We start from the raw sequence: 13453 nt of genomic DNA, 5'->3' as shown, positions 1-13453 counted from the left end.
GAATCCGTGCGCTGGGCAACCCTGCTCCCTCTAGTTCTCCTTGTCGGTACGGCGGTTCCCGTTCAGGCTGCTGAACGGGACCGGGCGGAACTCGACGTGCTCTTCGTCGGCGCGCACCCCGACGACGAAGCCGGGTCGCTGGCCGCGATCGGCCAGTTCAAGGTGCGGTCGGGCGTGGTCACGGTGACGCGGGGCGAAGGCGGTGGCAACGCCGTGGGCACCGAGGAAGGCCCCGAGCTCGGTCGGCTGCGTGAGGCCGAGGAGAGACGAGCGGTCGGCAAGGCCGGGATCACCGACGTGTTCAACCTGGACAAGGCGGACTTCTACTACACCGTCAGCTCGTCGCTGACCCAGCAGGCCTGGGATCATCAGGACTCGCTCGGCAAGCTGGTCCGGGTGATCCGGCAGACCAGGCCGAAGGTCGTGATCACCATGGACCCGGCGCCCTCGCCGGGCAACCACGGCAACCACCAGTACGCGGCACGGCTGGCGATCGAGGCGTACGAAAAAGCCGCTGACCCGCGGGCATTCCGCGATCAGGGACTGCGGCCATGGGCGGTGTCCCGGCTGTTCACCAGCGGGCTGAAGGGTGAACGGACCCGCGGCCCGAACTGCGTCAGCGCTTTCACACCGACCGAGCCGACCGATCGTGTCTGGGGCGTGTGGGCGGGTGTGCCCGCGTATGGCGGGCAGACGTGGGCGCAGGTCGAGCGCGCCGCGCAGCGCGAGTACGCCAGCCAGGGCTGGGCAGGGTTCCCCGACGTGCCAACGGATCCGGCGCAGATCGGCTGTGACTACTTCACGCAGATCGCCAGCCGGGTGCCGTACCGCGTCGACAACCGCGGGCCGCTGGGCATCCTCGAAGGCGCGGTCGTCCCCGGTGAACTGCCGCTGGGAACGAAGCTCTCGGCGAAGCCCTCGAAGTACGCCGTCACTGCTGGTTCGTCGGTGAAGGTCGAGGTGAACTCGTCGGTTCGCGGGCCCGTCACGCTCATCCCACCGCAGGGGTGGACAGTGCACGGTGACACCGTGACGGTTCCCGCCGACGCCAAGCCGGGCAAGGCGCGGATCGGCGCGCGGGTCACCAGCGGCGGCAAGTCGGGTTTCACCGAAGCGCTGGTCGAGGTCGTGCCCGCGTTGACCGCCACCCAACAGCCGTTGCCACAAGTCGCGCAGTACCAGCAATGGGCGCGTGAAATCGGCCACCCCGAGTTGGCCAATGCCGTCGCACCGGTGCTGACGCTGCCGTCCGGTGGCAGTCGCGATATCGACATCACGATTCACAACCAGGGTGACTCGGCACGTGACGGTGCGGTCTCGTTGACGCTGCCCGCCGGGTTCGAGTCGGGTCCCGAGCAGCGTTTCCCGAGCATCGCGCCTGGTGGGAGCACTGTCGTGCGGTTCTCCGTGCGCAACACCGATCCCCTGCTGCGGACCGGTATGCAGGGCGGGGACTACAGCTACACCATCAACGTGCCCGGCGCGACCGCGCAGGCGGCGCTCGAACTGGTGCCCGCGACCACCGTTCCGCAGGCTGGTGGTTCTCCTGTGGTGGACGGGGTTTCCGGGGCAGGCGAGTACCCAGGGCCCGAATTGGACATCTCGTCGCGGTGGGAGGGTGACGACTGCACCTCCGCCGCGGACTGCTCGGCGACCGCGCGAGTGTCCTGGCGGGACGACACAGTGTTCGCCCTTGTCACGGTGACCGACGATGTCCTCGGCACCCGGTTGGCCACGGCGGACTGCAAGCGTCACTGGCGCACGGACTCGGTCGAACTGACCGTCGATCCGCGTGGACGCTCGGAGAACACGTCCACCACGTACAAACTCGCCGTGCTGCCCGCGACGGCGGAAGGACCGCCGTGTGCACTGCGGGACGCGGACAACAAGCAGGGCGGCGCGCCCGGCGTGCGTGTGGCGTCAAAAATCACCGAAACGGGTTACGTTGTCGAGTTCGCTGTCCCTCTTTCGGAGGTACCCGGCGCGGTCGACCCGGCCGGCGCCGGACTGAACATCCTGGTGTACGACTCGGATACACAGGACCGAACAGGGCAAACGCGGATCGGGTGGTCCACTTGGGGCGGTGTGCAGGGCGACCCGTACCGATGGGGCCGTGCCAAGCTCGACGGTTACACACCGCCACCGGACCGGCCGATCGATCCGCCCACACCGGTGCTCCCGCTGGAAGCCTTGGCATCCGTGGATTCCCCGCAGTCCCTCGCCCAGTCCATCCGGCTCGGGCTCCCGCCGGGCGCCGCACCCGCGGCCAGGCCGATCCGGATCGTCCACGGATTCCTGCTGACCAGCGAAAAAGGCACGGCCTACGTGTTCGCGAACGGACAGCGTCACGTGCTCAAGGTGTCGCCAGGACTGACAAAGCTTCCGCAGGGCAACCTTTTGGTGGGGTTCGTCACCGAGAAGGGAGCGACGGCGGCCGCTGAATCACGCTAAGGGCGGTACTGTTCCGGGCCGTCCTACGCCACCGTGGAAGTTTGGTCTGCCAGTCGCGAAAGGTGCTCGATGATGGCTTTATCCAGCCAGCGGATGCACTACTGCGGCAAGTGTGTGTCCGGCGAGCACGCCCTCGGCGTCGACAACTGGGAGACGAAGTTCTGCCGGCTACAGCGCGAACTGTGCCAATGCGACTGCGACTGCCCGTACTACCGTGTACTGATCGAGGAACCTCGCTGCCACCGGCGCCGCACGCCGCGCCGGTGGCACACGGCAGACAGGCACTCCCGCGCCTGGACCCGCCGCCACATCCACGAGCTCTTCGGCCCACCCATCCTCGACCCGCAGGAGTACATCGACGGCAAACCGTCCACATAGGCAGCTTCACTCCTCCGCAAGCCGCCGCCGTCGCTCTCCCCACTCAAACCCAGCCCACTCCCGGGGCATGGCGGCGAGACATTCACGCGCCGCAGTACGAGCCCCGCTCAAGTCTCCGAGCGCCCGAAGCGCAAATCCGCGGTTCCCCAAGAAGAACGACGGCGTGTACCAGTAGCCCCACGACGGCAACTCGTCCTCTGGCGGGAGTCGATCTATCAGCGCGTCAGCCTGGGACAGCAACGCCAGGGCATTTTGCCCCGCCAATGCCCCCGCATCTGCCCCTGAGCCGCATGGCCAGGCGACCGGGTGACCGGCCGTCCACTCAGGACCGGCCCCGTGTCCTCCGTTCCGGCACCCTGAAACGCACTTTCCGGCACCCTGAAACGCACTTTCCGGCACCCTGAAACGCACTTTCCGACACCCTGAAACGCACTTTCCGGCACCATGAGCTCGCCGCGCCCATGCACCACGCCACCCCTGATCGGGCCGTGCTGTCCGCCGATCGGCTCGTGTGGACGGTAGGGGTTCTCCGCCGACCCGCGAAGGTCATACCCTTCGGCTATGACTCCGGATCTGGCGTCGTTGCGCCTGTTGGTGCTGGTCGGGGAGATGGGCAGCATCGGCAGGGCGGCGGCCAAACTGGGCATCGCGCAGCCCTCGGCGAGCAAGCGGCTGGCCAGCCTCGAGCGGAAGTTCGGGCTCGCGCTGGTCGACCGGACCCGGCGGGGTTCGGCGCTGACGCCGGACGGGCGAGTGGTCACCGACTGGGCCAGGCGTGTCCTCGACGAACTGAACGTCCTGGTCACCGGCGCTGAGGCGTTGCGATCCAGGCGCGCCGCCGAGCTGCGGGTGGCGGCGAGCCTGACGGTCGCGGAGCACCTCGCGCCCGGTTGGATCGGTGAGCTGCGCAGGGCCAGGAAAGACCTGTATGTCGGGCTTGTCGTGACCAACTCCAGCCTGGTGTGCGATCTCGTCCGCGGTGGTGAGGTGGACCTCGGGTTCGTCGAATCGCCGACCGTGCCCGCCGAGCTGTCCGCACGACGTGTGGCGTCGGACCGCCTGGCCGTCGTCGTGCCGCCGAACCATCCCTGGGCACGGCGCCGTAAACCCCTCAGCGCGGCGGACCTGACGGAGACGCCGTTGGTCGTACGCGAGCGCGGCTCGGGAACGCGGGAAACCTTGGAAAGGGCGCTCAAACGCGCCAAGGTAGGCGATCTCCATCCAGTGGCGGAGCTCGGATCGACAACCGCGGTACGCAGCGCGGTCGTCGACGGTGCCGGGCCCGCGGTGCTCAGCGTGCTCGCGGTCGACGCCGACCTCTCCGAAGGACGGCTCGTCGAGGTCACCGTGGACGGCCTCGACTTGCGCAGGCAACTTCGCGCCGTGTGGCCTGGTGGACGCCGCCTGCTCGGCTCGGCCGCCGAACTGCTCGCGGTCGCGCTGCGCGCATCGAGTGGTTGATTCCCCGGGTGGGCGCGGATGAGGACAGATAGGTTGTCGTGAGTGAAGTGGTTCCGCCGACGTCCCGAGCCCGAGCCCGTCCGTGACCCCGCCGCCGCGGCGGCGCAGTTCTGGCGCGGCTGGGCCGAACTCCTGCCGACCGTCAGCGCGGCGTTGGGCGACCGCGAGCCGAACCGGGTCGAGAACGACCTGTGTGAGCTCGTCGCCGTCGTGCACCCTCAGCTGCACTTTTCGCTCGAACGCGGCCAGCGCGCCATCTACGCCCTGGTGATCTCCGGCCAGGAGGACCCCGAGCTGCGGCCGTTCACCGACGCCTGGAAAGCCGCCGCGCCGCCTGAGGACGCCATCTGGGAGTACCACGACTCGGTTCCGCCTGTGCCCGACCCGACGGAGGTCACGGTCAACCTGGGGACCCACCGCATCCCCCTCGCCGACGTCCGGGTCGCGGTCCAGGTGGACGAGGCCGAGGGCGTCGTCGACGTCGCCGTGCACCACCCGAAGTTCGTCGAGCTTGAGCCGGCCGCTCGCGAGGCGCTGACTTATCTCCCGCTCGACGCCACTCTCGGTGAACGGCTCGCCGGCGAACGTCTCCGTCGCGTGGAGACCGCCGAAGCCGAACCACAGGGCTCGATGGGGCTGCTGGAGCTGCGCGAAATTGTCAGAGGGCTGGGCTAGTCTCCGGGACGTGACCAGCACCGATGAAGCAGAAGGCCTCGAAGACGTACCGGGCGATGTCCGCACGCGCCACGCGGAGCTAGCCGAGGAGATCCGCGGCCACCAGTTCCGCTACTACGTGCTGGATTCGCCCACGGTCAGCGACGCGGAGTTCGACAAACTGCTGCGCGAGCTGGCGGCGCTCGAGGAGCGGCACCCCGCGCTCGCCACTCCCGACTCGCCCACGCAGCAGGTCGGCGGCACGTTCTCGACCGAGTTCACCGCGGTCGACCACCTCGAACGCATGCTCAGCCTGGACAACGCGTTCAACGCCGACGAGATGAACTCGTGGTTCGACCGGGTCGCCAAGGAGGTCGGCGACGCCGCGCACTACCTCTGCGAGCTGAAGATCGACGGCCTGGCGATCAACCTGCTCTACCGGGACGGTCGCCTGGTCCGCGGTCTGACCAGGGGTGATGGGCGCACGGGTGAGGACGTCACGTTGAACGTCCGCACGCTCAGGGACGTGCCGGAGACGCTGACCGGCACCGACGAGTACCCGGTGCCCAAGCTGGTCGAGGTCCGTGGCGAGGTGTTCTTCCGGGTCGAGGACTTCCTCGAACTGAACGCCAAGCAGGCCGAGGCCGGCAAACAGGTGTACGCCAACCCGCGCAACACCGCGGCGGGCTCCTTGCGGCAGAAGGACCCGAGCATCACCGCGAGCCGCAAGCTCCGGCTGATCTGCCACGGCCTGGGCAAACGCGAGGGCTTCGAGCTGGACCGCCAGTCGCACTCGTACGAGGCCCTGCGGGCGTGGGGCCTGCCGGTCTCGACGCACACCAAGGTGCTGTCCACGCACCAGGAAGTCAACGACTTCATCAAGTACTGGGAGGAGCACCGGCACGACGCCGAGCACGAGATCGACGGCATCGTGATCAAGGTGGACGAGGTGCCCCTCCAGCGGCGCCTCGGCACCACGTCACGCGCGCCACGCTGGGCGATCGCGTTCAAGTACCCGCCGGAAGAGGTCACCACCAAGCTGCTCGACATCCGGGTCAACGTCGGCCGCACCGGCCGGGTCACGCCGTACGCGGTCGTCGAGCCCGTGTCGGTCGCCGGGTCGACGGTCGCCCGCGCGACGCTGCACAACGCCAGCGAGGTCAAGCGCAAGGGCGTGCTGATCGGCGACCGAATCGTGCTGCACAAGGCCGGTGACGTGATCCCGCAGATCCTCGGCCCGGTCATCGACGCGCGGACAGGCGACGAGCACGAGTTCGTCATGCCGGTGTCGTGCCCAGAGTGCGGCACCCTGCTGCGTCCCGAGAAGGAAGCGGACGTCGACATCCGCTGCCCCAACGCCCAGTACTGCCCTGGTCAGCTGCGCGAACGGCTGGACTACATCGGCAGCCGCAACGCGCTGGACATCGAGGTGCTCGGCTACGAAAGCGCCACCGCGTTGGTCAACTCGGCCGTCTACGACAACGAGGCGGACCTGTTCGACCTGGACGAGGAGAAGCTCAAGCAAGTCGAGCTGTTCCGCACGATCTCCGGCGAGCTGTCCGCTAACGGCGTCAAGCTGGCCCAGAACCTCCGTGAGGCCAAGGAGCGTCCGCTGTGGCGGGTCCTGGTCGCGTTGTCGATCCGGCACGTCGGCCCGACCGCGGCCAGGGCGCTGGCGGTGGAGTTCGGCTCGCTCGACCGGATCTTCTCGGCCACCGACGAGGAGCTGGCCGCCGCGGAGGGCGTCGGGCCGACGATCGCCACCGCGTTGCGGGACTGGTGGGCCGTCGACTGGCACCGGGACGTCGTCGAACGCTGGCGTCAGGCCGGCGTGAAGATGGCGGACGAGCGGGACGAGTCCGTCCCGCGTAACCTCCAGGGCCTGTCCATTGTGGTCACCGGAACGCTGCCGACGCTGTCACGCGACGAGGCCAAGGAGGCCATCATCGCGCGCGGCGGCAAGGCCGTCGGCTCGGTCTCCAAGAAGACGTCCTTCGTGGTCGTCGGTGACTCACCGGGCTCCAAGTACGACAAGGCCGTCCAGCTCAAGGTGCCGGTCCTCGACGAGGACGGCTTCCGGGTCCTGCTCGACCAGGGGCCGGAAGCCGCCACCGAGATCGCCACGATCGGCGCGGAGGAAGCCTAGGTCGCCAGGAAGTGGAAGCAGCCCGCTGAGCCGCTCCGGACGTGGACGTACGCCACGTCCGGCTGGCTCAGCACGTTCGCCAAGGCAGCCAGGTGATCGTCCTCGGGGCCGAGGAACGTGATGTGGTCGTAGGCCCGTGCCCCGCTGTGGTCGAACGGGTTCAGGATCGCCTTGTTGTGCCGGAACAGCGCCGGGTACTCGCCCGTGTCCGGGTACCCGGCGCAGGCCTCGTGGTGCACGAACACCGGCCCGGCCTCCATCCACGGGCTCGGCTCGTCCCAAGGCGTGTAACAGATCAGGGCGATGTCCTCGTCCACTGAGGCCTTGCGCAGGCAGCACCGCAGCGGCTCCCAGCCCTCCGCGACCCGCGGCTGCCACTTGTTGCCGAACTCGTCCTCGCCCGCCTCACGCATCGCGGCCAGGCGCTCGGCCGGGATCGCCGTGTACCGAATCTCCATGTCCCGAAGGGTGCTCAGGAACCGGCATCGGCGCTGGCGGTTTCCGGCCCTCGCATCCTTGCCCTGCGCGCGAGGACGGCGATCGACGCCAGCGCGATGATCGCCAGCACGATGATGTACGCCGACACCGACATCGACGTGCCGGTCGACTCCAGCAGCAGCACCATGACGAACGGCGCCAGGCCGCCGCCGAGGACCGCGCTGATCTGGTAGCCGAGGGAGGCGCCGGTGTAGCGCATCTCGGGGGTGAAGAGCTCGGCGAACAGCGCGGCTTGCGGGCCGTACATGATGCTGAGGAACGTGCTGGCCACGAGCGCGGCGACGACGATCCAGAAGTAGTTCGCGGTGTCGATCAGCAGGAACATCGGCACCGCCCACACCATGATCCCGGCCGCGCCGAACGCGTAGATCCTGATCCGCGGAATCCGGTCGGACAGCTTGGCGGACAACGGAATCACCACGAACTGGGTCAGGCTGACAAGGATCGTGATGGTCAGAACGGGCCCGCGGGGCAGCCCCAGATGCCGGGTGGCGTAGTCGAGCACGCCGGTGAGCAGGATGTAGAACGTCGCCGTGTTGACCGCGAACGACCCGCCGGCGAGCAACACCGTGCCGAGGTGGTTGCGCAGCACCACGGCCAGCGGTGAGCCGCGTTTCTCCTCGGACGCCAGCTTTGCCTCTGCCGCACGGAATTCCGGCGTCTCCTCCACGCGAGCGTGGATGTACCACGCCAGGGCGAGCACCAGAATGCCGACCAGGAAAGGAATCCGCCAGCCCCACGAAGTGAAGCCCGCGCCGGTGACCTGAACCGCGAGCAGGAACACGGTATTGGCCAGCACGACGCCGATCGGCACGCCGAGCTGGACAAAACTGCTGTACAGGCCGCGTTTCCCGGCAGGCGCGTACTCCGCCGCCAGCAACATCGCACCGCCCCACTGGGCGCCGACCGCGAGGCCCTGCAGCACCCGCAGCACCACCAGCAGGACGGGCGCGGCGATCCCGATCGACTGGTACGTCGGCAGCAGCCCGATCGCCGTCGTCGCCAGGCTCATGATCACCAACGCGGCGACCAGCATCGGCTTACGGCCCCGCTTGTCGCCCAGGTGACCTGCGATGATGCCGCCGATCGGCCGTGCGGCGAACCCGACCGCGAACGTCGCGAACGACGCCAGCACGCCGGCGACCGGATCGTCGGCCGGGTAGAACTGGCGGCCGAACACCAGCGCGGCCGCCACACCGAAGATGAAGTAGTCGTACCACTCGACCGCCGCTGCCAGACCCGCCGCGGTCGCGATCCGCCGCCGATGCCGGACGTCGCTGTCCATGAGCCTCAACTCCGTTGCGACGAAGGGGCTTTGCACGTCTGACGTTAGCGACCGCTTAGTATGGCGTCAACGGAGCTCTTCCAGCTTGCGTTGCAGCTTGTTCATCCCGCCGAGCCAGCGGTCGGTCTGGGTCGCCCGGGCCGCGTAGTACCCGGCGACCTCCGGATGCGGCAGGATCAGGAACGAGTCGCCGCGCAGGGCCTCCACCACCGTGTCGGCGACCTGCTCGGCCGTGATCGCGCTTTCGTCCATCAGGAACTTGCCGCGTGGTCCCGTGTTCTCCAGCATCTGGGTACGGACCCCTTGCGGGCAAATGGCTTGCACGCCGATCCCGCGGTGCTTGTACGTCGCGAGCAACCACTCGGCGAACGCCAGCGCGCCGTGCTTCGTGACCGAATAGGACGCTGAGCCGAGGCTGGTCAGCAGTCCGGCCGCCGACACGGTCGCCAGGAAGTGCCCGCGGCCGCGCTCGAGCCAGTCCGGCAACAGCGCGCGGGCCGCGCGGACGTGCGACATCACGTTCACGTCCCAGGTCCGCGCCCAGTCCTCCTCGGTCGCGTCCGGGCCGCCCATCGGCGCGATTCCGGCATTGGCGCAGTACATGTCGATCTCGCCGAGCACCGAACGGGCTTCCGCGACCAGCCGCGAGACGCCTTCTTCACTGGCCGCGTCACCGACGACCGCGTGCGCCCCCAGTTCGGCGGCGACAGACTCGACCGAGCTGTCCACATCGGCCACGACCAGCCGGGCGCCCGAGGACTTGAACTTCCGTGCCAACGCGGCGCCGATGCCGCGTCCGGCGCCGGTGATGACGACGCCGGAGTCCTTCAGTTCGAAGCTCACAGGCCACCGCCGAGGGACACGCCGCCGTCGAGCACGATCGTCTGGCCGGTGATCCAGCCGGCCTCCTCGGACAGCAGGAACGCCACCGCGCCGGCGACGTCGGCCGGGACACCGAGCCGCTTCAGCGGGTAGGCCTGGGAGATGGCCTCTTCGTTGTCCTGGATCAGCGCACCGGCGAACTTCGTCTTCACGATCGCGGGCGCCACCGCGTTCACCCGGATGCCCGGGCCCAGGTCGACGGCCAGTTCCATGGTCAGCCTGATCAGTGCCGCCTTGCTGACGCCGTACAAACCGATGCCGGGCGACGCGCGCAGCCCGGCGATCGAGGCCACGTTCACGATCGAGCCGCCGTGCTCACCCATCCACGCGTCGCGGGCCTTGCGGGTCCACGACAGCGGCGCGAGCACGTTCACCGCCAGGATCTTGGCGGCCGCGCCCGGGTCGATGTCCACCGTCGGGCCGAACACCGGGTTGATGCCGGTGTTGTTGACCAGCATGTCGACCCGGCCGAACGCCTCCATCGTGCGGGCGATCGCCTCGTCCTGGTGGTCGGTGTCGTCGGCCTTGCCAGGCACGAAGATCGCCCGGTCCGGGCCGCCGAGCCCGGCGGCGGCCTCTTCGAGCGCCTCCGGCTTGCGCGCGGTGATGCACACCTTCGCGCCGCGCTCGGTCAGCTCCTTCGCGATGCCGAGGCCGATGCCGCGGCTGGCGCCGGTGATGATCGCCACCCGGTCCTTGAACGACGTCACAACGGCCGTCCTTTCCTAAGCACGCGCTTAGCGTGCGGCTAGTGTTCCTGGTATGTCGATGTCACTACCCGCCGACCTGTGGCCGGAGGTCAGGCCGGAGGCGGCCAGGCGGCTGATGTCCGCCGCGGTCGAGTCGTTCGCCGCCGTCGGCTTCCACGCCACCACGACCAGGGACATCGCCACCGCGGCGGGCATGAGCCCCGCGGCGCTGTACGTGCACTTCCCGTCCAAGGTCGCGCTGTTGTACGAGATCAGCCGTGGTGGCCACGAACAGACGCTCGCCATGGTGCAGGACGTGATCGGCCAGGCCGGCTCGCCGGTCGACCGGATGCGCGCGCTGGTCGGGAGGTTCGTCGAGTGGCACGCCAAGCGCCACGTCGTGGCCCGTGTCGTGCAGTACGAACTGCGTTCCCTCCCGGAGGAGGAATACGCCGTCGTCGCGGCCCTGCGCCGCCGGATCGAGCAGGCCGTCCAGGGCCTGATCGCGGAAGGTGTCCGGGACGGTTCCTTCACGGTCCCGGACGAGAAGCTCGCCGCGCGCGCCGTGCTCTCGCTGGGCATCGACGTGGCGCGGTGGTACAGCGAGCGCGCGCGCAAGACGCCGAAGGCGCTGGGGCGCGAGTACGCCACCCTCGTGCTGCGCATGCTCGGCTCCTCTGCCCACTAGGCAATTCCCGTTGTCCAGTAGGCATACCTACCAGTCGGTACCCGAGTCTGCATACTAAGCGGTTGCTCACCTCACAGCGCGCCGGCGTCAGGCGGGGTAGGGCGGGAACCGCGGCGGACGCCGTTCCAGCCAGCTCAGCACGCCCTCCTTCGATTCCGGGTGCCGGAACGACTCGTTCATCAGCTCCGCCGCGCGGTCACCCGACTCGGCCAGCGGGATCGCCGCCTCGTCGAGGATCTGCCGTTTCATCACGGCCATCGACCTCGGCGCGCTGTATGTCGCCAGCTCGGTCGCGTACGCCAGCGCGGCGCCCAGCAACTCCTCGGCCGGGTGGACCTCCTGGACCAGGCCGTACGCCAGAGCGTCCTCGGCGGTGAACGTCCGCCCGGAAAGCAGCAGGTCCATGGCCCGGCCACGGCCGACGAGGGCGGGCAGGAGCTGCGCGATGCCGTACTCCGCGATCAGGCCGCGCCGCGCGAACGCGGTGGTGAACTTCGCGCCCGCCGCCGCGAACCGGATGTCGGCGGTGCACGCGATGACGAAGCCGAGACCCGCGCAGCCGCCGTTGACGGCCGCGATCACGGGCTTGCCGACGAACGCCGCCGACTGGACGTGCTCGACCTGGAAGTCGATCCCGCCCGCGGGGATCTCACCGGCGAGGACGTCGAGGTCGGCGCCGGGACAGAAGGCCTTGCCCGCGCCGGTGACGACGATGGCGCGCACCCCCGTGTCGGCCTCCAGGGCACGCAGGACCTCGCCGTACCGCCGTTCCATGGCCAGGTTCATCGCGTTGTTGCGGTCCGGCCGGTCGAAAGTCACGGTCGCCACGCCCTCGGCCACCGAGTAGCGCACGCCGTCCTCGAGTGTCATGCCGACATGCTAAGCGGTTGCTTAGATCACGTCGAGGTTTGCCGATCACATACCGAGCGGTATGGTTGCCGTGTCTGGGAATACGGAGGTAGCCGACGATGGCACGCAGGCCGGCCAACACCGCGTCCGGAGTGGACGACCGGTTGCTCGCCGAGGCCACCAGGCTGTTCGCCAAGCAGGGGTTCGACCGCACCTCGGTCCAGGAGATCGTCGAGGCCGCTGGCGTCACCAAGGGCGCGATGTACCACTACTTCGGCTCCAAGGACGACCTGCTGCACGAGATCTACGCCCGGGTGCTGCGCGACCAGACCGACCGGCTGGAGAAGTTCGCGGCCAGCGAAGCGCCCGCGCCGGACCGGGTCCGGGCCGCGGCCGCCGACGTCGTGGTCACCACCATCGAGAACCTGGACGACTTCCGGATCTTCACCCAGTCCATGCACCAGCTCAGCCCGGCCAAGCAGCGGTCCGTGCGGGCCGAACGGCGCAAGTACCACGAGCGGTTCCGGTCGTTGGTCGAGGAAGGCCAGCGCGACGGCGACTTCCGCACCGACGTGCCCGCCGACCTGGTGGTGGACTACTTCTTCGGGTCCGTGCACCACCTCGGTGTGTGGTACCGCCGCAACGGGCGTCTCTCGCCGTCGCAAATCGCCGATCACTATGCCGATCTGCTGTTGACATCACTGAAGGAGAGCCAATGACCAAGGTCGCGATCGTCACCGGCGCCGCCCGCGGCATCGGGGCGGCCGTCGCACGCAGGCTGGCGTCCGACGGGTTCGCCGTCGCGCTGCTGGACCTGGACGAGGCCGGTGTGCAGGAGGGCGCCGCCGCGATCACGGCCGACGGCGGCAAGGCGATCGGGCTGAGCGTCGACGTGAGCGACACCGAGCAGGTCGAGGCCACGGTCGCGAAGATCGCCGACGAGCTCGGCCCGCCGGTCGTCCTGGTGAACAACGCCGGGATCACCCGGGACAACCTGCTGTTCAAGATGACCGACGCGGACTGGGACTCGGTGATCGGCGTGCACCTGCGCGGCTCGTTCCTGATGAGCCGCGCGGCGCAGAAGTACATGACCGAGCAGAAGTGGGGCCGGATCGTCAACCTGTCCAGCACGTCCGCGCTGGGCAACCGCGGCCAGGCCAACTACTCCGCCGCCAAGGCGGGCCTGCAGGGCTTCACCAAGACGCTGGCGATCGAGCTCGGCAAGTTCGGCGTCACGGTCAACGCCATCGCGCCCGGCTTCATCGCGACGGACATGACCGCCGCGACCGCCGAGCGGCTGGGCGTGTCCTTCGAGGACTTCAAGGCCGGTGCCGCGCAGGCGATCCCGGTGCGCCGGGTCGGCGAGCCGGAGGACATCGCACACCTGGTGTCGTTCTTCGTCAGCGAGGGCGCCGGGTTCATCTCCGGCCAGGTCGTGTACGCGGCCGGCGGGCCGACGGACTGAAAGGACA

General features: G+C 69.0%; 13 protein-coding genes. 8 read left to right on the top strand and 5 right to left on the bottom strand.

The features are described 5' to 3' along the window. The first annotated feature begins 6 nt into the window (after nucleotides 1-6). The 5 genes from GC106_RS29320 (at nucleotide 7) to ligA (ending at nucleotide 7090) form a co-directional block, all read left to right on the top strand. On the top strand, nucleotides 7-2451 hold the full coding sequence (locus GC106_RS29320) for a sugar-binding protein (RefSeq protein ID WP_217281117.1): 2445 nt from the start codon (nucleotides 7-9) through the stop codon (nucleotides 2449-2451). Nucleotides 2452-2523: 72 nt separating this feature from the next. Then, nucleotides 2524-2829, top strand: a complete 306-nt coding sequence (locus GC106_RS29315; protein ID WP_173137305.1) for a hypothetical protein — start codon at nucleotides 2524-2526, stop codon at nucleotides 2827-2829. Between the two features lie 561 nt (nucleotides 2830-3390). Beyond that, a complete protein-coding gene (locus tag GC106_RS29310; protein WP_173137303.1) occupies nucleotides 3391-4290 on the top strand; it encodes a LysR family transcriptional regulator in 900 nt (299 codons plus the stop codon). 42 nt (nucleotides 4291-4332) lie between these two features. Further along, a complete protein-coding gene (locus GC106_RS29305; protein ID WP_173137301.1) occupies nucleotides 4333-4965 on the top strand; it encodes a hypothetical protein in 633 nt (210 codons plus the stop codon). 10 nt (nucleotides 4966-4975) lie between these two features. Further along, nucleotides 4976-7090: an NAD-dependent DNA ligase LigA gene (gene ligA, locus GC106_RS29300; protein ID WP_173137299.1), complete on the top strand. Its 2115-nt coding sequence runs from the start codon at nucleotides 4976-4978 to the stop codon at nucleotides 7088-7090. On the opposite strand, the gene GC106_RS29295 is transcribed toward ligA, so the two are convergent. From GC106_RS29295 to GC106_RS29280, 4 genes are all read right to left on the bottom strand, one after another. Continuing rightward, a complete protein-coding gene (locus GC106_RS29295) occupies nucleotides 7087-7548 on the bottom strand; it encodes a DUF1203 domain-containing protein (RefSeq protein WP_173137297.1) in 462 nt (153 codons plus the stop codon). The two genes, ligA and GC106_RS29295, sit on opposite strands and share 4 nt — an antisense overlap. 14 nt (nucleotides 7549-7562) lie before the next feature. Further along, a complete protein-coding gene (locus GC106_RS29290) occupies nucleotides 7563-8873 on the bottom strand; it encodes an MFS transporter (protein WP_173137295.1) in 1311 nt (436 codons plus the stop codon). Between the two features lie 66 nt (nucleotides 8874-8939). Next, a complete protein-coding gene (locus GC106_RS29285) occupies nucleotides 8940-9716 on the bottom strand; it encodes an SDR family oxidoreductase (protein ID WP_173137293.1) in 777 nt (258 codons plus the stop codon). After that, the gene (locus GC106_RS29280) at nucleotides 9713-10465 is read right to left on the bottom strand and encodes an SDR family oxidoreductase (RefSeq protein ID WP_173137291.1); all 753 of its coding nucleotides are present in this window, start codon (nucleotides 10463-10465) and stop codon (nucleotides 9713-9715) included. Before GC106_RS29280 ends, GC106_RS29285 begins: the two co-directional genes overlap by 4 nt. 52 nt (nucleotides 10466-10517) lie before the next feature. Between GC106_RS29280 and GC106_RS29275 the strand changes: the two genes are divergently transcribed. After that, nucleotides 10518-11132 carry a TetR/AcrR family transcriptional regulator gene (locus GC106_RS29275; protein WP_173137289.1) on the top strand — a complete coding sequence of 205 codons (615 nt, stop codon included), beginning with the start codon at nucleotides 10518-10520 and terminating at the stop codon, nucleotides 11130-11132. Nucleotides 11133-11219: 87 nt separating this feature from the next. Here GC106_RS29275 and GC106_RS29270 read toward each other — a convergent pair whose 3' ends face one another. Continuing rightward, a complete protein-coding gene (locus GC106_RS29270; RefSeq protein WP_173137287.1) occupies nucleotides 11220-12002 on the bottom strand; it encodes an enoyl-CoA hydratase-related protein in 783 nt (260 codons plus the stop codon). A gap of 98 nt (nucleotides 12003-12100) precedes the next feature. Between GC106_RS29270 and GC106_RS29265 the strand changes: the two genes are divergently transcribed. Continuing rightward, nucleotides 12101-12700: a TetR/AcrR family transcriptional regulator gene (locus GC106_RS29265; protein ID WP_173137285.1), complete on the top strand. Its 600-nt coding sequence runs from the start codon at nucleotides 12101-12103 to the stop codon at nucleotides 12698-12700. Then, on the top strand, nucleotides 12697-13446 hold the full coding sequence (fabG, locus tag GC106_RS29260) for a 3-oxoacyl-ACP reductase FabG (protein WP_173137283.1): 750 nt from the start codon (nucleotides 12697-12699) through the stop codon (nucleotides 13444-13446). Before GC106_RS29265 ends, fabG begins: the two co-directional genes overlap by 4 nt. Nucleotides 13447-13453: the final 7 nt, after the last annotated feature.

It is taken from the genome of Kibdelosporangium persicum (assembly GCF_013280595.1).
Taxonomy (GTDB): domain Bacteria; phylum Actinomycetota; class Actinomycetes; order Mycobacteriales; family Pseudonocardiaceae; genus Kibdelosporangium; species Kibdelosporangium persicum.
Note: the sequence above shows the minus strand (reverse complement) of the source record. Positions and strands in the feature narration are given on the sequence as shown.